The following is a 20222-nucleotide window of genomic DNA, read 5'->3' as shown; positions in this document are numbered from 1 at the left end:
CTAAGCCGCTTTTGAGTTAGCCGTGTCACCGCGAAGTGCGGCAATGTTTTCGGCATATGTGCCTGCGCCCTTGAAGACCGCTGATCCTGCGACGAGTGATGTCGCTCCCGCTGCGATGCAGGCTTTGGCTGTGACAGGATTCACACCGCCATCAACTTGAAGCAAAATATCCTGCCCGCCCCGCGCGACATGCGCGTCAATTTTAGCGCGCACAGCTGCAATTTTTTCGAGTTGTGAGGGAATAAAGGACTGACCTCCATATCCCGGATTAACACTCATGATCATAATTTGATCACACAGGTCGATTACTGGGTCGACTTGCTCAACAGGCGCGCCTGGGTTCAAGACAATACCAGCCTTCACACCAGCAGCGCGAATGGATTGCAGCGTCCGATGAAGATGGGGGCCCGCATCAGGATGAACCGTAATGTAATCTGCACCAGCGGCGACAAAGAGCGGCACGAGAAGTTCCGTGGGAGAAATCATCAAATGGACGTCAAATGGCTTGTCGCTATGAGGCCGCAGGGCTTTCACGACATCAGGGCCGATTGTTAAATTGGGCACATAGTGACCATCCATTACATCAATATGGATCATGTCCGCACCCGCCGCGTCGATGTCACGAACAGCTTGTCCCAAAGCCGCAAAATCAGCGGACAAAATGGATGGAGAAATCAAGACTTTGTTAGACATGATAATCACTTAGCGAAAGGGTGGCGGACTCGCAAGGCTCGCCCCGCACCCAAGGCGATGCGACAAACGTTTTGCGCGGGGATGGTGTCATAAAAAAACCCGCCTCCTAAAGGAAGCGGGTCGATGTTCTAAATTATACGGCAGACCTACTTGCGAATTGGCAGATAGTTTGTAGTGCCATAAGATCCGTCAGTCCCGTATCCATAGCTACTTGAACCAGAAGAAGTAGCCGCGTCGCCTGTATAAAGCTCTACAGTAGAGCCTGTGTAGGATGAACCTTGCATACATGTTCCATCAGATTGAGCTGTTGTGCCAGACGGACAAGCCACGGAGGATGTCGAACCATAGCCAGAGCTATAAGACGGAGATGTGGTCGTCGTTGTCGTTGTGCTGGAATAGCTGGAACCCGTTTGCATACAGGTGCCGTCAGATTGCGCGGTTGTACCGGAGGGGCAGTTTACAGGCTCCATAGACATTGTCGGCGCTGTATAAGTCGAACCAGAAGAATATGTCGAAGTGGATGAGTAAGTTGAGCCTGTCTGCATGCAGGTTCCATCCGGTTGGGATGTCGTGCCAGATGGGCAGTTCACAGCGCCCATTTGGACGGAGTGCGTGTAAGACGGTTGCGTGTAAACTGGGGCTGGCTGAGAATAAACAACAGCAGGTTGAGGCGCACATGTACCAGCTTGGACACAATCAACATAGATTGGCGCTGGGTTATACGTTGGGGCGGCAACAATCGGTGCACCGTAACGTGAATTGGCAGGCGGTGTGTGCGTTGCAGGTTGTGCAGGAACACAAGCCTGACCGCAGTTGCGACCACTTTCATAATCATAGACATTGCCGTAGCGGCTCTGCGCATTCGCAGTAAGCGTCAGACCGGCCACACCGACTGTAGCGATCAATCCAGCGCGGATAAATTTTTTCGTGCTCATGGTGAGCCTCCCATTTTGATACATCTTGCAGCAAGTGTTGCAAAGCTTGGACCACATTCAGGTTAACGGGCGATTACCTCAGCCCATATCTGCCGCGATTCACGCCGCACGCCGCAACGCCGCGATAAAAAAGCCATCCAGTCCGCCGGATTTGGCAAGATCACAAGGCAGTGTTCGCACAACGCCCCCGTCAAACCGGTCTTCCGGCAGGTCCAGACCTGGGAGAGATGTGATAGGAATAAGGCTAAAATCAGGCGTGGCCTCTAAAAATTTCGTGACCCGTGGCATGCCTTCATCAGGTTGAAGGGAACAAACTGCATATATTAAGACTCCACCGGGGGCCGTCAGGGTTGCGGCTTTCGGCAGCAGCTTATCCTGCAAACGCACCAAATCGGCGACGGATTTCGGATTTCGGTTATGCAAAACATCAGGATGACGACGGAATGTGCCTGTCGCGGTGCAAGGCGCATCCAGAAGGACAGCTTGGAATGGCTCGGCGTCATATTCCAATGCGTCGCTTTGGACGACTGTTGCGGGCAATTTTGTCCGCGCGAGGTTTTCTTTCAGGCGCTTCAGACGCCCGCTTGATTTATCAACCGCTGTAACCTCCATACCAGCACTGGCTAATTGCATGGTTTTCCCCCCGGGGGCCGCACACATATCCAAGACGCGAACGCCGTCTAATGCTTCGAATTGATCCATCAAAATTTGCGCAGGCAGAGCGGCGGCTAAGTCTTGCGCCCACCAAGACCCTTCTTCGAACCCAGGCAAAGCCGTGACATCGCCGATACTACCCAAGCGCAACGTTTGACGGCCAATCGGCGTACCGCCCGTCGCTTCTGCCATATCTTGTCGGCCCAAACCCGCGTGAGTATGGGAGACACTCACGTCGAGGACGGGGTCTTTAATCAACTGAACAGCAATTTTTGTCATCGGAATTTTGCCGTAGGCGCGTTCCCACTCGCCGCGGATCCAGCCGGGAATATTCGCTTTAGGCGGTGTAGCTGCGGCGGTGTGTTTGCCTTGCTCCACAACGCGCCGTAGGACCGCATTGGCGAAATTCGCAAAACCCAGCGTCGACTTACTAGATTTCAAGACATCCACGGTTTCACTAACGGCTGCGTGCGGCGACACATCCATAAAGACGATCTGCGCGACAGCCGTTTGCAAGACAGCTTTCACAGGCGCGGTAGGGGCTTTCCGCACAAGCGGTTTGAGAACGGCTTTGATCTGGCCAGAGCGGCGGAAAACTGTGGCAGCAATCGCACGTGCGAAGGCGCGGTCGCGCGCTTCAAGGGAATTGTAATCTGGCGTTTCAGCCAGCGCCAACTCTAGCGCCCGCCCATTGGCAGTGACGTCCATCACAGCCAAAGCTGCGCATCGGCGCGCTTTCACAGAATCTGATAGATTTTTATCAACCAGTGCCTGGCGAGACTGGCGGGAAGGATGTTCAGTATTTGTCATAGGGCGGCGCTTAGGCCGATCTACGCAATTGGTAAAGGGGCGCAAGCGGTGAACGCGCCACCTACAGACCAATCCCTTACCTAGCATGGTAAACAATACCCAAACGCGGGATTCACGGAATCTTATCGCTGCTCTTGTATCACACTGGTTCATTGAGCGGCAATTTGCGCGTTTGACGGGATAGGATCGACAGGGGTATCGGGGGCGCTATGAGCGATCCTGAAACTGACACACCTGAAGTTCCGAAAAAGGTTTTGAGCCCTGCTGCAAGGCGGGCTTTGGCTGAGGCGGCAGAACGGCGCAAATTGCGCGAGGAAGCCGACGCCCTCGAACGTGAAAAAGGCGGCCCAAAAGGTGTCGAACCCACGCGCTATGGCGATTGGGAACGCAATGGGATTGCCTACGACTTCTAGGCAAGCCTTTTGATTTCGGCATCGGAAAAATTTTTTGACCGGTGCGGGGCCCGTTTTTGACCCCCACCTTCAACACGTGGGAGTGAGGCGCATGCCGACCAAATTTATTTCGAAAGCCCTTTTGGGCGTTCTGTCCGCAACTGTTCTGGCGGCGCCTGCTTTCGCGGGTGGAAGTTGCACGAACGGCAATTGCGACATGCCTGTTCAAGTCATGCCAAGCTACGCCCCAGAATTTGGTCCGATGACCATTCGTACGCAGCAACCGATGGGTCACCTTCGCTCTGTTCAGTTTCAACGCGCTCCCAATGTTTCCATCACCCGCGTGCATGGTATGATGCCAAGCGCTGATTTATCTGACGCGCCATCCGGATTTACAGGCGGATGTCACCCAACCAGCACAACATATTGCCGCCAAGATGCCGGTCGTCCGGTCCAAGTCGAGCTGGAACAATCGGTTCCTTTGGCGCTTTACAGCCCGCCAGCCCCTGTCGTTGTCGCGCCGAGCGAACCCCGCGTCGTGCGTATCGGCGGCGGATATGATCCGTCCAAATTTACACCTCGCGTTTATGGAGATCCGACCTTCGTTCCAGGCATCGCGCATGTCCCGACATCCATTGTCGATCGTGACCCTGTCCGTGCTCAGCAAGTCCTCGATACGGGCCGCGCCGTGGCGCAACCTGTCGTCGTTCCAGGTACGGGCACAGTGCCGCAATTTGGATATCGTCAGATGGCCCCTCAGATGCAGCCGCGCATGATGCCGCAACACATGATGCAACGCCCTATGGGAATGCAAAATCTGATGATGCGCGCTCCGACGATGCAAGCGCCTATGATGCAGCAAGCCCCGCGATTTGGGCAACCGAGCGCCCCTGTCCTGCAACAATCTGGCCCGATGGCAGGTGCTTATGGGTCGTCCGTCGCAGGTGATGGGACCTACTGGGAAAAAGTCTCTGGTCCGACAACTTTTGGGAACACGGTCGCGACGTCTGTGATTTGTAAACGTCAGTTGCCAACCCGCGTTGTTCGTCCCGTTGTTGGTGTGCCGGTTCCTGTGCCTGTCGCCGTTCCTGGCTGTGGACCCGTTAAAAGCGCACCACATCATGCGCCTGCGCCACGAGGCCATGCACAAAGCTCAGAACGATATGGTCAACCTGCGCCGGGTCGCTGGACTCATTAGCCCCGAAAAATTTCAAGCGCATCCCCGTTAAATGCGGGCAGATGTGGGAGGAAGCCCTGCTTCTCTGTTTGCAGAGATGGTGGGGCTTTTTCGTATCGGACCCGATACTTTTCTCCTGTTACGCGAATCCTATCGTCGACTTGGCATAGAGATTGCTAGGTTAGGTGTTGAAGCGCCACTTTGGTGCGAATGAAACAACACAGGTGCGTTATGGTATCCCGAATTTTTAAAGGCACAGCGGCCACGCTTGCTGCACTGTCCTTCGCAAGCTTGGCCTCGGCCAATTGCGGAAACTCTCTTTATTGCGGTCAGTATGGTGATGCCCACGCAGGGCACGTCAGCAGCCAATCGACACTGCCGCCGCTCTCAAGTTGGTCCGCAAGTTCCGCAACAACGGGCGCATCTTATTCTATGAATGGCACGTCATCACGTTACAGCCCATCGACGGCTTACAGCTCAACGATGAGCTCTACAGAGGCCGATGCCCATTACGGATCAGGTTCGATTAGCCAAACTTATTCTTCCTACGACACGCAGAGCTTTTATGGTTCGACCCAGTCTGTTCAGGGCCTGGGCGCAAATGAAAGCCTGCAGGCCACAAATTGCCCTGTAAACGTTCACGGCGCAGGCGAAGGCCGTGTGGTTGGCTGTTACAACGTTGTGAAACCTGTTCCGCAGACAACTTACTACCGCGTTGTCCGTCCAGTTATTTACGTGCGTTATCCTGTACCGGTCGCCGTTCCCTACACATCGCCTTGCCTGACCGTAAAACATTATTCGCGCTATGGTGATTGGCACACAGGCGGCTACCGAGCTGGCTGCCGCTAAACCTATTTATCCTCCCAGATAAGAAAACCCGCTCTAAGTCAGAGCGGGTTTTTTTGTTCTAGGCTCAGGCATCCTATTTAAATGAAATGCCGCGCATTTCAGTTGCGATACCCAAAGCCGCCGCCCGTGGTTCGAGTGCTTGAGTAATCGGACGGCCAATCACAAGATGTGATGCCCCAGATGCCAGCGCGGTCGCAGGCGTCGCAATCCGCTTTTGATCGCCTGCATCCGCTCCCGCAGGACGCACGCCGGGCGTCACAACCAAAAAGTCTTGAGGCACTGCCGCCCGAATGGCCGCCGCTTCCAAGGGTGAGGATACAACGCCATCAATGCCAGCGTCCATAGCTTGCTGCACGCGGCGCATCACCAAATCTTCCGCATTGTCATTATAGCCAATATCCCGCAACGCTTGGCGATCCAGAGACGTCAGAACTGTCACGCCCAGAATTTTCAACGACGCATCACCGCGCCCTGCGACGGCCGAAGCCATCACGTCGGGACGGGCATGTACCGTAAGCAAGTCAGCATTTAATCCCGCAATAGAGCGAGTGGCTTTTTCAACAGTGGCGCCGATGTCGTGAAATTTGAAATCATAGAAAACATTCTTACCCAAAGCCTTTAGCCGTTGGCCAAACTCAACACCGCCAATCGGGAGGAGTTGCAATCCGATTTTATAACTCTGAACGGCATCCCCCAAGGTTTCCACCATGGCTTCCGCTTCGGGAATGCTCGGCAAATCCAGTGCAACATAGAGCCTGTCATCGGCCGTCGCTGTGGTTTCTTTAATTACCATGGCTAGTCAGCCTTTCTATACCGAGACGAACTGGAGTTCATGACTTTGCGACCCAGCCAAGGTGCCCAGCGGTTCAAGCGTGCGAGGAAGCGATTCACACGCCCCGAAATAAAGACCGCTTTGTCGGCCTCTAACGCGTCTGCTGCCAATTTGGCGCAAACATCCGCTTTCATGATCATAAAATCAGGCAAGCTATCAATACCCTCGCGCGTGCCATTCACATCGTGAAATTCTGTCAGTACAAATCCGGGACACAGCGCGGAGACATGAACACCGCTTCCCGACATTTCTGCATTCAGGCTTTCGGAAAATTTAATGAGATAGGACTTAACGGCACTATAAAGCGTATGTCCTTTTGACCCCGGCATGTGTCCTGCCAGAGATGCAACTTGCATGACCCGTCCAAATCCACGCTCCGCCATTGCAGGAAGCAGCGCGCGCGTGAGCTCGACAGGCACAACGGTCATCAGGTGATTGAACTTGCGGTGGGCTTCCCACTCCGAGGCCAGAAAAGTTCCCGGGTGACCATAGCCGGCATTATTAATGAGACCATCGACCTGCAAATCGCCCAGAACCGCCATCAAATCGGGAACAGCGGTTTCCGAAAACAGGTCAGCGCCGAACACATGACTCTCAACATCGTAACGGGCCTTCAATTCTTCTGCCAACGCGTGCAACCGCTCCTCGCGCCGCGCGACTAGGACAAGGTTCCATCCGCGGCTGGCATATTCACGCGCCAAGGCCGCGCCGATGCCTGCGGAGGCGCCTGTGATCAACATTCTATGTGCCATGAAAAGGTCCCGACCTATTTCTATCCATATTCTCATTTGACCTAGCGGAGTAAAAGACGTTCTAAAACCCTTATGACAAAATCTTTCTGGCTCGCTCCCATTCTTATTTTTACGCTAGCGGGTTGCGCGTCGTCTTCTGACCCGCAAAACTATGCCGCAGAAGATTGCAAATCTTTGCGCGCACTCGTCCAAGCTCAAGATGAGGCCGCTTCAGTTCGCGGCATAGAATTAGTCAACGATCGGGGAATGGAGGAAACACGCGCGACGTCCGACTCCCCTTGGACAGGGCGGACCCGGACGCGCGATGAAGAGAATTTGCGCAAAGAGCGCGTGGCGTTGCGTGAAGCCTATCGCCGAAAGGGTTGCACCCGCTAGGGCTCTGGTTCTATGTCGGACCTATGTCTGGTCTTATCATTACACTTATCCTCCTCGCCCTCCTCGCAGGAGCGGTCATTTTCATCTATAATGGCCTCGTTCAAAAACGTGCGCTCGTAAACAACGGTTGGTCCGATATAGAGGTCCAACTGAAGCGCCGGGCCGATTTGATCCCACGCCTCGTCGACGCCGTCAAAGGCTATGCTTCGCATGAAATCAAATTGTTCACCGAAGTTATCGCGGCGCGAAACTCCGCTTTAGCGGCGGGGGACGACGTCGCCCAACGCGGTGATGCCGAAGGACGCTTATCAGGTCCGACAACACGATTGCTAGCTCTCAAGGAAGCCTATCCCGAGTTGAAATCTGATCAGAACTTTCTCGACCTGCAGAATGAACTCACCGAAACGGAAGACAAAATTGAAATGGCGCGTCGCTTCTATAACGGCGCTGTTCGGGAAATGAATATAGCTGTCCAAAGCGTGCCCTCGAACTTTGTTGCTGGGCCATTCGGGTTTCTCAAACAGCCCTTCTTTGAAATTGAACCTGCGGATGCCTTAGTCCCAGATGTGGATTTCCAAAAATGAAAACCTTGGCTTTACGGGCACTCCTCTTTGCTACGCTTCTTTGGTTTTGCGTTGGATTTGCGCAAGCCCAGGACAGCGTAAGCGAACATTTTGAGCGCGCCGATATAACAGTGCGGGTCGCGAAAGATGGAAGTGTCACCGTCCGCGAAGAATTAGATTATTATAAACCGCGCGGCCTTCAAAAACGCGGTATTTTTCGCGAACTCAATAACAAGGTCCGAGAAGGGGCTATCACACATAAGAAAACTTTCAGACTGACGCTTGCGACCAGAAATGGACGGTCCGAGAGCGTCACCTATATGAGCAACCCAGGGACAACCGTGTGGCGGTTTGGCGACGCGGATGTCTTTCTCGAAGACGGGCTTCAGCGCTATGTCATCGAATACACCTCCAAAGATTGGTTATTTTATTATGACGACCTTGACGAAATTCGCTGGAATGTTTGGGGTGAATATTGGGATTTTCCAGTCAAGGATTTAACGGGGCGGATTATTCTGCCTGAGGGGAGCACGGCGAAAGAAACCGCATCTTACTCGGGTCGATTTGGAAGCAAAGACACGGACCTGAAACTGACCACTGAAGGCAATGTTGTAAGTTTTGCCTCAAACCGCACTTTATCTTCTGGTGAAGGCGCAACAGTCGCTGTGGGAGTAGAGAAAGGCGTTTTTGATCCGCTGTCTGCTGCGGAGATGCGCGCGCGGTGGTGGCGTGCGAACGGAGCCCTGCTCGGCATGGGCCTCGTTACACCTGCGGTCTTATTATTTTATTTGCTGGGTTGGAAAAAAGTCGGACGTGATCCTGTCAAACCTCCTGTGTTTGCCCGCTATGAAGCGCCAAAGGATTATTCGGCGGCGGCAGCTCATCGCATCTTAAAGCGGGGGGTTCACGGAGACACGCCGCTAATCGCAACGCTTCTTAGCCTTGCTATCAAAGGCCGAATTAGGATTGACGTTACCAAGAAGGAAACGGTGCTGACGCCCTTACCTCTGGGAGACCACAAGGGCACCCTAAACACAGAAGAAGATATTTTGTTCGGAAAAATATTCGGCAGCCGTGTTAGCGAAGTTATATTGAAGAAGAGGACGCCTAATAGCCGTTTTCACACGGCGACGCTCGCCTTTAGGAGTCATCTGAACTCAGCTTATTCCACGGATTATCATAAGGTGAATTTTAAATATATCTTTGGTGGGATAGCCCTGACTGGCCTCGGTCTGTTCGCGGTTTTTAATTCATTCCACACACCTTCCACGGAAGTGTTCTGGTTACTCGTTGCAGGCGTTATCCTTTTGAACTTTGTGTTTATGTTCCTAATGCCAGCGCCGACCAAAAAGGGGGCGCAGATCACGTCTGAGATAGAGGGTTTTAAACTCTATTTGGAAACGGCAGAAAAATTGCGTTTGAATGCCGCTAAGGTCGGGACAGATGATGTGCCGCCTATGACAGTCGAACGCTATGAAGCTTTCTTGCCCTATGCCGTTGCACTGGACGTTGAGAAGCCTTGGACCAAGCATTTTGAGAAAACGCTGCCGATTGCCGCGAAGGATTACCAACCGAGCTATTATAATAGCTATCGTGGCGGCGGCTTTGGCAATGGGGGCGTTGGGTCCATGCAAAAAGATATGGTCAAAGCCCTTTCAAGCGGCGTGGCATCGGCCCGTCCTGTGCAAACCAGTAGCGGCGGTGGGAGTTCATCAGGCCGCAGTTTTTCTGGCGGCGGGGGATTTTCGGGCGGCGGCGGTGGCGGCGGTGGCGGCGGAAGTTGGTAGCATCGTCGATGCTCGACTGACCCGTCGACGTCTCAGTCTTAGTTGAAGGTCTGAGCTAAGAAGCGGACACCTGTCGTCTTGTGGAGATAGGCCAGGGCTTGCAGGAGTTCCCCTTGGCGGACGGGTTTCATCAGAAACAAATCCGCGCCTGCAGCCATGCAGTCGGCATTTATGCTAGGGGCGCTATCAGCTGTTAGTGCCACAACGGGGATGTTGGAATAGTCTGACCGACCGCTACGGATACGTTTCAAGGTTTCGATCCCGTCCATGGGAGACATATGTACATCCAAGATCATGAGATCATATCGATTTTCTTCGAGTCGCCGAAGCGCAGCACTGCCGCTTGAGGCTTCATCGCAATGATGGCCTTTAGTCTCTAACATCAATCGTAATATGTCGCGGTTGGGTTCCATATCATCCACGATTAGGATTTTAAAACCGCTCTCTAGTGGCGCGGAAGAAACGTCCCTCTCAGCTTGATGCAGCCCAAGGGTCCCGACGGCTGGCTTCATTAGGTCAATAAGCGGTGCCTTTGGGGCGACATGGGTATCCAGAATTGGAGGTCCCAATTTAATCGTAGCTGGGGGCGGTAGGATGGGTTCTGCTTTCGGAACAATTTTTGTCTCGGGCGTCTGCAATTCTGTTTCTTGGCTGACAGGGCCAAGCTTCACCGAAAGCTTAAACTCCGAACCGCGGCCCTCTCGACTGACAACGGTTATTCCGCCGCCCATCATAACCGCGAGTGCATAAGCGATGGCTAAATTCAGGCCTGTACCCATATGATTTCGCTTACGGCTGGTATCGGCCTGCATAAAGGGCGTGAACAAACGCGACTGGACAAGGTCGGTCATACCGCGGCCCGTGTCGGCAACGACGGCGTTCAATCCGACAACCTCTCCAACCGCGTTGGACTCCGCAGTGATGTGAAGATGCACTCGCCCCTCTTGGGTAAATTGCACAGCATTTGACAAAATCACATCGATACATTGGATCAACCGTTTGTGGTCAATGTGGTGGGAGGTAATCGCAGGGTCTATGAAGTGTGTGAAGGTCAGGCCTTTGGCTTCCGCCTTTTCAAGCCAAGGTTCGGGAATTCGGCTTAAGGCAGCAGCGAGGTCAACATCATTTGCATCCAATGACATCTGATCGGCATCAATTCGCGCCATATCTGTCAGGGACTCAACAACGGAAAGAAGATCATTGCCGCCTTTCAAAATAATGGACGTCTTTTTACGGGTATCCGCATCGCCATGATACTGGGTTAAGAAATCCGATATACCAATGATGGCGTTGAGGGGTGTCCGCAACTCGTGCGAAATCATTCCCAGAAATTCGGTTTTTAATTTTTCGGCGGAGGCCGCTTCCTGTGTCTTCACCTCTAATTTCTCTGCCATTTTTGAACGAAATCTAGCAAAGAAAATGGCGGCAACGGTGGCCATAGCGAAAAGAGCGGTAAGCCCGATTAATGCCCGGTTTAATTTACGCTGTTTTTCAATCGTTACCTCATGAAGGTGGGCTTCGCGTGCCGCGGCGGCTTCGCGCTCAACCTGACGCTCACGGGAATTCTCAAGATCCGCCAACATGGCTGTTGTGGCACGTGAGTTAATTGCCAAGAATTTTTGAGACGTGACATCAATCTGACGGTTGAACATTTTTGTTGCAAGGCCCCGATCTTCTGTTTGAGCCAGTAGAAAACCAAGATAAAGGCGATCTCGGCTTGTTTCTTCGGTCAGCAAGTGCTGTGGGGAAAGATCAATTTGAGCGTCTTCAATCACTCTCAACGCTTCTGCTTTGCGACCCAGGCCCATCAAAGCAATCGCTTTGTTAGTTTTAGCTTGTCGGGTCACCATAGGATGTGTGGATTTTTCAAGCGAGGCATTGGCATAACTTAAGCCGGCCCCAAAGTTTCCCGTAGAATTCATAACTTGTGAAATTCGAAATTCGGATAAGCCCGAGACGCTTGAATTTCCAGACTTCTCAATTTTGAGAAGCTGCTCACTTAAATAGATTAAAGCATCATGGTCTCGACTCATGCTGTGGGAGAAAATTAGGTTATTAATCAGGTCGATGCCAGCTATCACATCTGGATCTTCTTCGGTCAGGCGTAGATATTCTAAGGAGTTTAGGATCGCGAGATCGGTGTTACCTTGCAGATTATGCAGTTGGGCAATCACCGACGTGATTTTCCCTTTTGCATATCGAACATACGGGTCTTGATCGCCATTTTCAGGAATTTCAGCCATAGCGGCTTGAGCATATTGCAATGATAATTGGCGCTGTTTGTTTTCGCTTAAGAGTTGCGCAGAAAGAGAGAGGGCGAAGTATCTTTCAAACCAACTGCCACCTTCGATAAATTCTTTAATTGAAGTGACTTGCTGCTCACTACTGGCATCGTCGGCAAGCATTTCCGCTTGCCGGGCGTAAAGGTCAATCACTCGGGACATGGAAGGCCCCTCGCCAGTCATAGGGAGCTGCTCGTAGGCCGAAATAGCAGCCCGAATATTGTCAGGGCTTTTTGAATACTCAGAAGCTCGCACATCATTTATAGCAGTGATGACTTTTTTCACACCTTCATTAGCTTCGACTGGAGAACTAAGCGCTACGACATTAGTTTTTTTGCCGGCTCTCTGTTTGACGATCTCGACAATCTCAATAAGTCGGGGGTCTATAGATGGTGAATTTTCGGTCATTTGTGCCGATGCATTTAGATGCAGGGATACCACCGCCAGAAACATGGCGAATCTGATCGCGAGACGACCCGTGATATTATTTTGACGCAAATAAAGCATAGTCTTGGTGTGGCAGTATGCGAAAGGTCTTAAAATTTAATGCAAAGCCCACCGTCTCAAAGAATTTCTTCATAAAAAAACCCGCCTGTCGGCGGGCTAGTTTTTCAGTATTTTAAGATAAACCTAAAAGTCGATTACGATGGGGTTGCCACCAACTACGACGTCAAGTTCTTCTAAAGATAGTTCACGCATATCTTTGTTCCTTTTGTAAGTTTCAATTTACACAAAGTTCCACAATACTTTGCAGCACAGCTCCCCACAGTCTGCACCTACTTCTAAACGCGAGTTTCATGCCAGATGGCAAGGAAAATGTTTCAGAACGGCGCATTTTTTGGTTAATGCACTATTAAGTACGCGTTTAATACACTTTAGGTTGTACTTGTCGAGTCATTTGTCGGCGGCGCGACTTTGGATTGTGTAAATCGAGTAAAAATAGCGTCTGATGAGGATTATCCGATACGGATGACGCGGTCACTTGCCTCTAAAAAAGCGGGGCGGTGTGCCACAATGATACGCGTGATGGGTAAGTCTCGAATAATTCCAACGATTGCGGATTCGGTTTCGACATCCAAATTGGCTGTTCCCTCGTCCAAAAACAAAACCTTTGGGTCCTGATAGAGCGCGCGGGCAAGCAAAACGCGCTGACGCTGTCCGCCTGACAAGACCGACCCCATATCGCCAATCTGGAGTTGGTAATTCATCGGAAGCGCCGCGATCGTTTCGTGAATTTGAGCAGACATCGCGGCCCGATAGACCCGCTGCATATCTATCTGCGGATCAAAAAAGCTAATATTATCTGCGAGTGTCCCAGAGAGCAGACGGTCATCTTGCATCACGACCCCGATACGTGATCGCCAATCGGCCATATCGATAGTTTGCAAATCCTGCTCATCAATCCGTAGTGTGCCTTTAACAGGCGCATAAAGCCCCAGCATCATTTTCATGAGCGTGGTCTTTCCACCGCCAGACGGTCCGGTCAGAGTCACCATCTCGCCAGCGGCGATATCTAGATTAAAGTCCGAGATAACCAGCGGATCGGTTTCTGAATAGCGAAAGCTGACATCCTCCAAGGTCACACGACCTTGTAGACTATCAAGGGTCGCATCCCCTGATTGCGAGGCGTCGGTTTCTTCAAAAATGATGTCGGACAAACGGTCCAGATGCAAAGAGAGTAAATTGAACTCAATGCCCTTTTCCAAAAGCTGCACAACCGCATCCGTGAAATATTGGCGATAAGCCAAAAACGCGACCAGCATACCGAGCGTAAAACCGCCCTCACCCGCTGTCAGTCCGTCACCCAGCATCAGTGTCACGGCCGCCCAGACGACACCGACAACTTGTATGCCCGTCATCAGGGTCTCAAAGAACTTCCGCGCGACAACCCATTTGCCGTAACCCACATTCGCATTGATAAAATCCGTATAAAGATTTCGCCAAGCGGCTTCGCGTTCAGCTTCTCGTCCAAACATTTTTACCGTCGTGATCGCCCGGATGCTTTCGATGACATGGGAGTTTTCAAGCGCCTTTGCATAGATGCTTCCTTCCTGCGTGCGACGCAGGTGTGGGTAGATCTGCCAGGTTGCCAGAATTAGACCCAAGACAGAGGCTAAAACAATTGCGCCCAGCAAAGGAGAATAGGCAAACATAACGACTAACATCAAAACCGCCATCGCCCCGTCGATCAGAACCGCAGGCACGGATTGCGTCAACGCCTCTTGGATGGGCACGGTACTGCCCATGCGGCTGATAATATCACCGACATGTCGGCGTTCGAAATATCGCGCGGGCAAACGAATGAGGTGACCGAAGACATTGCCGACCATCTGCAAGCTCATTTGATTGCCATAGACAAGGATCGCCCAACCCCGCACGGCCTCAGAAACGGCCCGTAATATGACGAGGCCGCCAAACCCAATAGCCAGCGCCAGCAAGAGAGCATGGTCCCCACGTGGCAGGACAGCATCGACAACCAGCTGTAGGTAAAAAGGCGAGAGAAGAACGATGGCCTGTAAAATCACCGACAGAATTAAAATCTGCACGACAGCCCGTTTGAGCCCAATAAGGCGCGACCACAGCAGGGAGATGCGGGGCTTTATGCGGGCTTGAACAGCTTTAAAATCCGCCTGTGGGGTAAATTCTACGGCGATACCTGTAAAATGGTCTGACAGCTGCGACAGCCTTATCTTTCGTAACCCAACCCCGGGGTCCACAATTTCAGCCATCTCACCCTTGATGGACTTTAGGACCACATAGTGGTTAAGGTCCCAATGCAACATAGCGGGAAGTTGTAATTTCTTGAGATGATCCAAATCAACGCGCAAGGGTCGAGAGGAAAGTTGCAGACCGTCGGCGATCGCGATCACCGATTTCAGGGACGCCCCCGTCATTGAGACGAGATGTTTGCGGCGCAACACGTTCAGATCAATGTCATGACCATGATAGCGTGCGATCATAGCCAAGCACGCCAGACCGCATTCCGTCATCTCTGTTTGCAGAATAACGGGTAGCTTGCCTCTATTGAGTTTCGCCACAGCTAGGCTCCGAACAACCAATCGATTAAACGCAACGGCCCTTCATCTGTTTGAACTTGCAATAAAAATGCGCCCGCAAAGACAATCGCCACCAAGACCAACAGTAACGCAGTGATCAACCACGTCGCAGGTGGCGCCTGTAAACGCACGTCGCCAAACAGAGCGCGGGAGCGGTGAGCGAGGGCTTCTTTTCGATAGAGATCTGACATGTTGTCGGGGTTAGGTCCGCAACAGAGATGGGTCAAGCTAGACCCATAAATTTAGGGGTCAAACGAGATCTTCCGCTAGGCTGCAACAGTCTTAAACAATCCGAAAGAGCTATCTCCGACCCCAACGCGCAGGTCGACCGCGGGCGTCAATATGAACGAATGGCCCATGCACCGCGTTTGCTTTATAAGACCCCAACCCCCCTTCAATAAGTTGTTCGGCGTCAAAAAGGTCTTGGGCGTAGTCATACAGGAAATCGGCGTCCGCTTTCGTGATTTTGCCGTCGCGATTAAGGTCGTCCATCGTTCCGTTGTGAGGCTTGGTGTCGACATACACATCTGCCGCGTCGCCATACATATGACGCGAGAATTTAGCGGAGCCAATTGCCGAATTATAAAACGGAGTTCGATACCCACTCATTACAAAAAGCGTATCCGCTTGGGTGTCTCGCTTTTCGTTCAAATCCTCTAAAAGTGTTTCAAGGCGCTCTAGATTATCCGACGAGACCAAGAGATACTTCGGCCAAACTTTCGGTTGCTGTTTGCATAAAAATTGACCGACTTTGAAATTAGGGGAAACTGGTAAGGACACATCTTTCTTGTCCAAACGAATAAACCCTTGGGGCGTATTCCGTGGATATTTCCCAATTCTATATTTTCCGATGTAACCCTTTGACGAAATTTCCGAGCTTGGGGTCAATACAAAGAGCGTAATTTCGGCTGTCTCCATGTCTTCCGAATTCTTTATAGTTAGGCTGTGCACGCCCGATGTCATAGGGGCGACCCAATTCTCACCAATAAGTTGGCCATCGACGTAGGCTAAGTCTGTCGCTTCCGCGGATATGTTCACAGTCTCGCCCGGGAGTACGCTGTAGTGCCAGATGCTGTCTGGCATTTCCTCACCATTGAGCAAGATTTGCGCAAAACTTGCCGATGGAACCAAACACGCGGAGGACAAACCCAACGCGCAAATCATACGGGTAAAATATTTCATGGGGAAGCTACGCGTCTCTCTGCCGAAAGTTCAAAACTATCTATTTAAATTACACGGGAACCCTCTCGCAATTGTCGCGTAGCTTTGTGCAAGAGGAAAACACCATATGAGAACTTTACTTTACAGCTCAATCGCAACCATCGCCTTCACAACCACGGCATTTGCTACTGAGCCTTTGCCCAAAGACCTGATCAATCACACGGCGGATTTAGGTGTTGCCACAGCCGCGCTGGGCGAGCCAAAAACAGAAGCGTCTGCCCATCTTGAAAGCTACATCGCAAAGCCGAAGCGAATTGAAAAAATACGTGACGAATTTGGAAATATCGGCGTCGATATTTTCCAGAGGGCTTATGCTGCAAAAATTAATTCGCCGATTTGGACCGCTGAAGGCGCTAAGAATTTGCAGCGAACAGTGGATGATCTCTTCGTCCACGGCATTCTTGCAGATGATGTTTTAAATGGCGATCTTGAAAAAATCATTGATCAACGATTTGGGTCAATGGAGACACGCAAAACAGTCAAAGCAGACGTTAAGCTAACCCTAGCATGGATGCGCGTTGCACAAGCCATGAGCGGCGATCTCTCGGAAGAACGCGGCATGACGATCAGGCGCGGTTCCCCCGTTGTTAGATATAGCCTTCCCACGTCGTTGCTAAAATCTGCACAAGGGGACGCAGAACGAGAGCTGTTGTCTATGGCACCAGAGGCTCCTCAATATGTCCGTTTAAAAACAACACTCGCTGATTATCGCCAGATTAAACGTAACGGCGGCTGGCTTGCTATTCGTGACGGCGATGCCATTGAGTTGGGCGACACGGACAAGCGCGTCCCAAAGCTACGCCAGCGCTTACGAGCGGAAGCCTACACGGTGGAAGATCCTGCCAGCGAATCCGACCCGCAGCTCTTCGACGAAAACTTGAGTGCCGCACTTAAACTCTTCCAAACCCGTCACGGGCTAGAAGACGATGGTATTCTTGGTGGCAACACCTTGGCGGCGCTGAACGAAAGCGTTGAGTCCAAAATCGATCGCATCGCCGAGTCAATGTATCGGTGGCGCACTCAGGGCGATTTGGGTGAACGCTATATCTGGGCCAATATTCCGTCCTATTCAGCAGAGGGCTGGAACGATGGCGTTATGGAAATTCGTCAACGCACGATTGTCGGCAAGGAGCGCTTTGCGACACCTGAATTTTCAGATGAAGTCGAATATGTCGTCGCAAATCCAAAATGGTATCTTCCGGTCAGTATTGTTCGGCGCCAAAAAGTCCCGAAGCTGAAAAAAGATCCCGGATATGCTGCGAAATATGGGTATAAGATCTTTGATCGTTCATCGGGCGCACCCATTAATGCCTTTGATGTAGATTGGACGGAACCTGGGGTTTCTCGCAAATATCGCTTCGTTCAAGAAGCCGGGGAAGGAAATGCATTAGGTGAAATGAAAATTATTTTTCCCAATCAATATTCGATTTATTTACACGGCACGCCGGGCAAACATTTGTTTGATAGGGCGGAGCGCGCCTTTAGTTCAGGCTGTGTGCGTTTGGAAGATCCAGTTGCAATGGCAGAATGGATCGCACGTCATGATGAAGAAGCCGAAGTTTCTGAGATCGTGACCGCGATGGTGACAGAGGAAAATACGCGTCTCGACCTCGAAGATAACGTCCCTGTCCACATCACTTATTTTACCGTCACAGTTGGGGATGACGGAGAGCCAAGGTTCTGGCGAGATATTTACGATCGCTACGATGGCGGGATTAAGTATGTGAAACGCTACGAGAGAAAACTGGACAAAGCAACGGCAGCTCGTTTGGTGGTTTCTTCTCTCTAAGGTTCGGGCCCAAAAAACTATTCCAGCGCACATTTATAAGCCGTCTCCTTCACCGCCGATTTTAACGGTGAAGATAAGTGGTAGAGGATTAGGACTTTCCCACTGATGCGACGCAGGTTAACGCTGCGATATGGAAAATACTGTTGGTCTGCTCTCACTTCTGCCCCCCGTTCTCGCCATTGGATTGGCCCTGTGGACGCGGCAAGTGTTTCTGTCGCTAGCGGCAGGGCTCTGGATTGGCTTTGTCATTCTGGCGAGCGGCAATCCGTTGACGGGGACATTTGATGCGATGGACGGCATCGTCGGCGTTTTTGCCGATGCAGGAAATACGCGCATCATACTCTTCACCTTAATTGTCGGCGCGCTGATTGCGCTCATCCAGCGCTCTGGCGGCGTAGCAGGATTTGTGAAGGTCTTGATGCGAAAGCTTGATCGCATGAGCGACACCGCCGAAACACGCGGTCAGCGGAAGCTTGTCGAACTGCTCGCGCTGGGAACGGGGCTATTACTTTTCATCGAGAGTAATATCTCAATCCTCACCGTTGGCACGCTTTACCGTCCCGTCTTTGACCGCTTAGGCATCCCCCGCGAAAAGCTAGCCTATATCGCCGATAGTGGCTCTGCCCCGTCCTCTATTCTGATCCCTTTCAACGCTTGGGGCGCATTTATTATTGGCTTAATCGGCACACAGCAAGCGGCTGGCTTTGATCTGGGCGGCACGGCTTTCGAAGTTCTCATCGGCGCCACGCTGCTGAATTTCTATCCCATGCTCGTGATCTTAATTTTGGTTTTTGTCATTCTTTCGGGTCGGGACGTCGGCGGTATGAAAACCGCCGAACTGCGCGCGAAAGCAACGGGCCAACTCAACCGACCCGACGCGCAGATCATGATGGGTGACAATACCGAGACCGAAGCCAAAGACGGCGTTACCGCCAAGGCCCGAAATATGCTCATTCCCATCGGCCTGATGGTCGGACTTATGTTAGTCTTCCTCTTCATGACAGGTAACGGCGATATGAGAGCGGGGTCTGGGTCCAAATCGGTTCTTTACGCGACATCATTGGCAGTCATTGGCGCGATGGTGCTTTATAAAATTGGTGGACAACTCGGCATTCGCGAGAGCTTTGAGACGACGCTATCTGGGATGTCGGGCATGGTGCCTTTGGCCATCCTCATGGTCTTGGCATTTGCCCTCGGCAGTCTTTGTAAAGATTTGGGCACTGGTCTCTACGTCGCCGAGACGGCAAAAGGCTTTGTCTCGCCTGCAATTGTGCCTGCCATGATCTTCTTAGTGTCCTGTTTCGTCGCCTTTTCCACAGGGACGAGTTGGGGCACCTTTGCGATTATGATTGCGATTGCTGTTCCCCTCGCAAGCGGCATGGGCGTGAACACAACGCTGGCCATTGCAGCCGCGCTAGGCGGCGGGGTGTTCGGCGATCACTGCAGCCCAACATCCGACACGTCTATCATTGCGTCCATGGCAACAGCCAATGACCATATTGATCACATTCGAACGCAACTGCCCTATGCGCTAATTGGCGGAGCGATCACGACCGTACTATATTTAATTCTGGGGTTTTTGAATGTTTAGACATTTTGCATTGACTGGCGCGCTGTTGCTTTCGGCCTGCGGGGCGCAGGCGCAAAATGCAGAACCTGAAAGCCCAGTTGCGGAAGTTGCTGGAGCTTGGGTGAATGAACGCGGGTCGTCCGTGACATTTACAGAAAACGCAGGCTTGCTTTCGGGATATTACAATACCCAACTCGGCAATCCTGATCCTGCCTCACGCTTTCCCCTAACCGGATTTATTGAAGGCGATCAATTGACCTTCACCGTCAACTTCAAGGGTTATGGCAGTCTAACAAGTTGGACAGGGCAAATCAGCGAAGACGCGGAAGGCGTCTATATCCGGACACTCTGGCATCTCACACGCGACGTTCCGGACGCGCAGGAGGAAGACGATCTTTGGTCCTCTATCATCGCAGGCCCCGCCACATTCCGTCGGGCAGACAACCTACCTCCACAGTAATCTGCATTAGGCGCGCAGTCACAAG

At 51.9% G+C, this 20222-nt stretch carries 18 protein-coding genes; 9 read left to right on the top strand and 9 right to left on the bottom strand.

The window, feature by feature from the left end:
* The 3 genes from rpe to IE073_RS08555 all read right to left on the bottom strand — a co-directional run bounded on the left by rpe (nucleotide 1) and on the right by IE073_RS08555 (nucleotide 3092).
* Complete coding sequence (gene rpe / locus IE073_RS08565; protein WP_189584344.1) at nucleotides 1–693, bottom strand: ribulose-phosphate 3-epimerase; 693 nt, start codon at nucleotides 691–693, stop codon at nucleotides 1–3.
* A gap of 146 nt (nucleotides 694–839) precedes the next feature.
* Nucleotides 840–1628, bottom strand: coding sequence for a hypothetical protein (locus IE073_RS08560; protein WP_189584341.1), 789 nt, complete (start codon nucleotides 1626–1628; stop codon nucleotides 840–842).
* A 99-nt stretch (nucleotides 1629–1727) separates the two neighbouring features.
* Nucleotides 1728–3092 carry an RsmB/NOP family class I SAM-dependent RNA methyltransferase gene (locus tag IE073_RS08555; RefSeq protein ID WP_189584338.1) on the bottom strand — a complete coding sequence of 455 codons (1365 nt, stop codon included), beginning with the start codon at nucleotides 3090–3092 and terminating at the stop codon, nucleotides 1728–1730.
* Between the two features lie 209 nt (nucleotides 3093–3301).
* Here IE073_RS08555 and IE073_RS08550 point away from each other — a divergent pair, with 209 nt between their 5' ends.
* The 3 genes from IE073_RS08550 to IE073_RS08540 all read left to right on the top strand — a co-directional run bounded on the left by IE073_RS08550 (nucleotide 3302) and on the right by IE073_RS08540 (nucleotide 5510).
* On the top strand, nucleotides 3302–3505 hold the full coding sequence (locus IE073_RS08550; RefSeq protein ID WP_189584335.1) for a DUF1674 domain-containing protein: 204 nt from the start codon (nucleotides 3302–3304) through the stop codon (nucleotides 3503–3505).
* Nucleotides 3506–3596: 91 nt separating this feature from the next.
* Complete coding sequence (locus tag IE073_RS08545; protein ID WP_189584332.1) at nucleotides 3597–4682, top strand: hypothetical protein; 1086 nt, start codon at nucleotides 3597–3599, stop codon at nucleotides 4680–4682.
* 210 nt (nucleotides 4683–4892) lie between these two features.
* Complete coding sequence (locus IE073_RS08540) at nucleotides 4893–5510, top strand: hypothetical protein (RefSeq protein WP_189584329.1); 618 nt, start codon at nucleotides 4893–4895, stop codon at nucleotides 5508–5510.
* 73 nt (nucleotides 5511–5583) lie between these two features.
* Here IE073_RS08540 and pyrF read toward each other — a convergent pair whose 3' ends face one another.
* Entirely contained in the window at nucleotides 5584–6303 is a 720-nt protein-coding gene (gene pyrF / locus IE073_RS08535; RefSeq protein ID WP_189584327.1) for an orotidine-5'-phosphate decarboxylase, read from the bottom strand.
* A 2-nt stretch (nucleotides 6304–6305) separates the two neighbouring features.
* Nucleotides 6306–7094 carry an SDR family NAD(P)-dependent oxidoreductase gene (locus tag IE073_RS08530; RefSeq protein ID WP_189584324.1) on the bottom strand — a complete coding sequence of 263 codons (789 nt, stop codon included), beginning with the start codon at nucleotides 7092–7094 and terminating at the stop codon, nucleotides 6306–6308.
* 72 nt (nucleotides 7095–7166) lie between these two features.
* Here IE073_RS08530 and IE073_RS08525 point away from each other — a divergent pair, with 72 nt between their 5' ends.
* Genes IE073_RS08525 through IE073_RS08515 form a run of 3 tightly spaced genes read left to right on the top strand, consistent with a single transcriptional unit; the run spans nucleotide 7167 to nucleotide 9819 of the window.
* Nucleotides 7167–7469, top strand: a complete 303-nt coding sequence (locus IE073_RS08525) for a hypothetical protein (protein WP_189584321.1) — start codon at nucleotides 7167–7169, stop codon at nucleotides 7467–7469.
* 23 nt (nucleotides 7470–7492) lie between these two features.
* Nucleotides 7493–8053: a LemA family protein gene (locus tag IE073_RS08520; protein WP_189584318.1), complete on the top strand. Its 561-nt coding sequence runs from the start codon at nucleotides 7493–7495 to the stop codon at nucleotides 8051–8053.
* On the top strand, nucleotides 8050–9819 hold the full coding sequence (locus tag IE073_RS08515) for a DUF2207 domain-containing protein (RefSeq protein WP_189584315.1): 1770 nt from the start codon (nucleotides 8050–8052) through the stop codon (nucleotides 9817–9819). Before IE073_RS08520 ends, IE073_RS08515 begins: the two co-directional genes overlap by 4 nt.
* Before the next feature lie 38 nt (nucleotides 9820–9857).
* Here IE073_RS08515 and IE073_RS08510 read toward each other — a convergent pair whose 3' ends face one another.
* From IE073_RS08510 to IE073_RS08495, 4 genes are all read right to left on the bottom strand, one after another.
* Nucleotides 9858–12263, bottom strand: coding sequence for a response regulator (locus IE073_RS08510; RefSeq protein ID WP_189584311.1), 2406 nt, complete (start codon nucleotides 12261–12263; stop codon nucleotides 9858–9860).
* A 794-nt stretch (nucleotides 12264–13057) separates the two neighbouring features.
* Nucleotides 13058–15139, bottom strand: coding sequence for a peptidase domain-containing ABC transporter (locus IE073_RS08505; RefSeq protein WP_233349942.1), 2082 nt, complete (start codon nucleotides 15137–15139; stop codon nucleotides 13058–13060).
* A gap of 2 nt (nucleotides 15140–15141) precedes the next feature.
* Nucleotides 15142–15348, bottom strand: a complete 207-nt coding sequence (locus IE073_RS08500) for a hypothetical protein (RefSeq protein WP_189584308.1) — start codon at nucleotides 15346–15348, stop codon at nucleotides 15142–15144.
* A gap of 109 nt (nucleotides 15349–15457) precedes the next feature.
* On the bottom strand, nucleotides 15458–16339 hold the full coding sequence (locus IE073_RS08495) for a D-Ala-D-Ala carboxypeptidase family metallohydrolase (RefSeq protein WP_189584305.1): 882 nt from the start codon (nucleotides 16337–16339) through the stop codon (nucleotides 15458–15460).
* 106 nt (nucleotides 16340–16445) lie between these two features.
* Here IE073_RS08495 and IE073_RS08490 point away from each other — a divergent pair, with 106 nt between their 5' ends.
* The 3 genes from IE073_RS08490 (at nucleotide 16446) to IE073_RS08480 (ending at nucleotide 20197) form a co-directional block, all read left to right on the top strand.
* Nucleotides 16446–18167 carry a L,D-transpeptidase family protein gene (locus IE073_RS08490; protein WP_189584302.1) on the top strand — a complete coding sequence of 574 codons (1722 nt, stop codon included), beginning with the start codon at nucleotides 16446–16448 and terminating at the stop codon, nucleotides 18165–18167.
* A 130-nt stretch (nucleotides 18168–18297) separates the two neighbouring features.
* A complete protein-coding gene (locus IE073_RS08485) occupies nucleotides 18298–19758 on the top strand; it encodes a Na+/H+ antiporter NhaC family protein (protein WP_189584298.1) in 1461 nt (486 codons plus the stop codon).
* Nucleotides 19751–20197 carry an avidin/streptavidin family protein gene (locus IE073_RS08480; protein WP_189584295.1) on the top strand — a complete coding sequence of 149 codons (447 nt, stop codon included), beginning with the start codon at nucleotides 19751–19753 and terminating at the stop codon, nucleotides 20195–20197. The genes IE073_RS08485 and IE073_RS08480 overlap by 8 nt, the downstream gene beginning before the upstream one ends.
* Nucleotides 20198–20222 lie beyond the last annotated feature (25 nt).

Source organism: Litorimonas cladophorae (assembly GCF_014652455.1).
Lineage (GTDB): Bacteria > Pseudomonadota > Alphaproteobacteria > Caulobacterales > Maricaulaceae > Litorimonas > Litorimonas cladophorae.
The sequence above is the reverse complement of the archived record's forward strand: the minus strand, read 5'-3'. Positions and strand labels throughout refer to the sequence as shown.

Excerpts from the sequence above, each read along its gene's own strand:
- IE073_RS08560 (WP_189584341.1), bottom strand. The coding sequence starts at position 1,628 with ATGAGCACGAAAAAATTTATCCGCGCTGGATTGATCGCTACAGTCGGT.
- IE073_RS08525 (WP_189584321.1), top strand. The coding sequence starts at position 7,167 with ATGACAAAATCTTTCTGGCTCGCTCCCATTCTTATTTTTACGCTAGCG.
- IE073_RS08480 (WP_189584295.1), top strand. The coding sequence starts at position 19,751 with ATGTTTAGACATTTTGCATTGACTGGCGCGCTGTTGCTTTCGGCCTGC.
- IE073_RS08490 (WP_189584302.1), top strand. The coding sequence starts at position 16,446 with ATGAGAACTTTACTTTACAGCTCAATCGCAACCATCGCCTTCACAACC.
- IE073_RS08495 (WP_189584305.1), bottom strand. The coding sequence starts at position 16,339 with ATGAAATATTTTACCCGTATGATTTGCGCGTTGGGTTTGTCCTCCGCG.
- IE073_RS08500 (WP_189584308.1), bottom strand. The coding sequence starts at position 15,348 with ATGTCAGATCTCTATCGAAAAGAAGCCCTCGCTCACCGCTCCCGCGCT.
- IE073_RS08530 (WP_189584324.1), bottom strand. The coding sequence starts at position 7,094 with ATGGCACATAGAATGTTGATCACAGGCGCCTCCGCAGGCATCGGCGCG.
- IE073_RS08520 (WP_189584318.1), top strand. The coding sequence starts at position 7,493 with ATGTCTGGTCTTATCATTACACTTATCCTCCTCGCCCTCCTCGCAGGA.
- rpe (WP_189584344.1), bottom strand. The coding sequence starts at position 693 with ATGTCTAACAAAGTCTTGATTTCTCCATCCATTTTGTCCGCTGATTTT.
- IE073_RS08545 (WP_189584332.1), top strand. The coding sequence starts at position 3,597 with ATGCCGACCAAATTTATTTCGAAAGCCCTTTTGGGCGTTCTGTCCGCA.
- IE073_RS08485 (WP_189584298.1), top strand. The coding sequence starts at position 18,298 with ATGGAAAATACTGTTGGTCTGCTCTCACTTCTGCCCCCCGTTCTCGCC.
- IE073_RS08515 (WP_189584315.1), top strand. The coding sequence starts at position 8,050 with ATGAAAACCTTGGCTTTACGGGCACTCCTCTTTGCTACGCTTCTTTGG.
- pyrF (WP_189584327.1), bottom strand. The coding sequence starts at position 6,303 with ATGGTAATTAAAGAAACCACAGCGACGGCCGATGACAGGCTCTATGTT.
- IE073_RS08540 (WP_189584329.1), top strand. The coding sequence starts at position 4,893 with ATGGTATCCCGAATTTTTAAAGGCACAGCGGCCACGCTTGCTGCACTG.
- IE073_RS08550 (WP_189584335.1), top strand. The coding sequence starts at position 3,302 with ATGAGCGATCCTGAAACTGACACACCTGAAGTTCCGAAAAAGGTTTTG.
- IE073_RS08510 (WP_189584311.1), bottom strand. The coding sequence starts at position 12,263 with ATGTCCCGAGTGATTGACCTTTACGCCCGGCAAGCGGAAATGCTTGCC.
- IE073_RS08555 (WP_189584338.1), bottom strand. The coding sequence starts at position 3,092 with ATGACAAATACTGAACATCCTTCCCGCCAGTCTCGCCAGGCACTGGTT.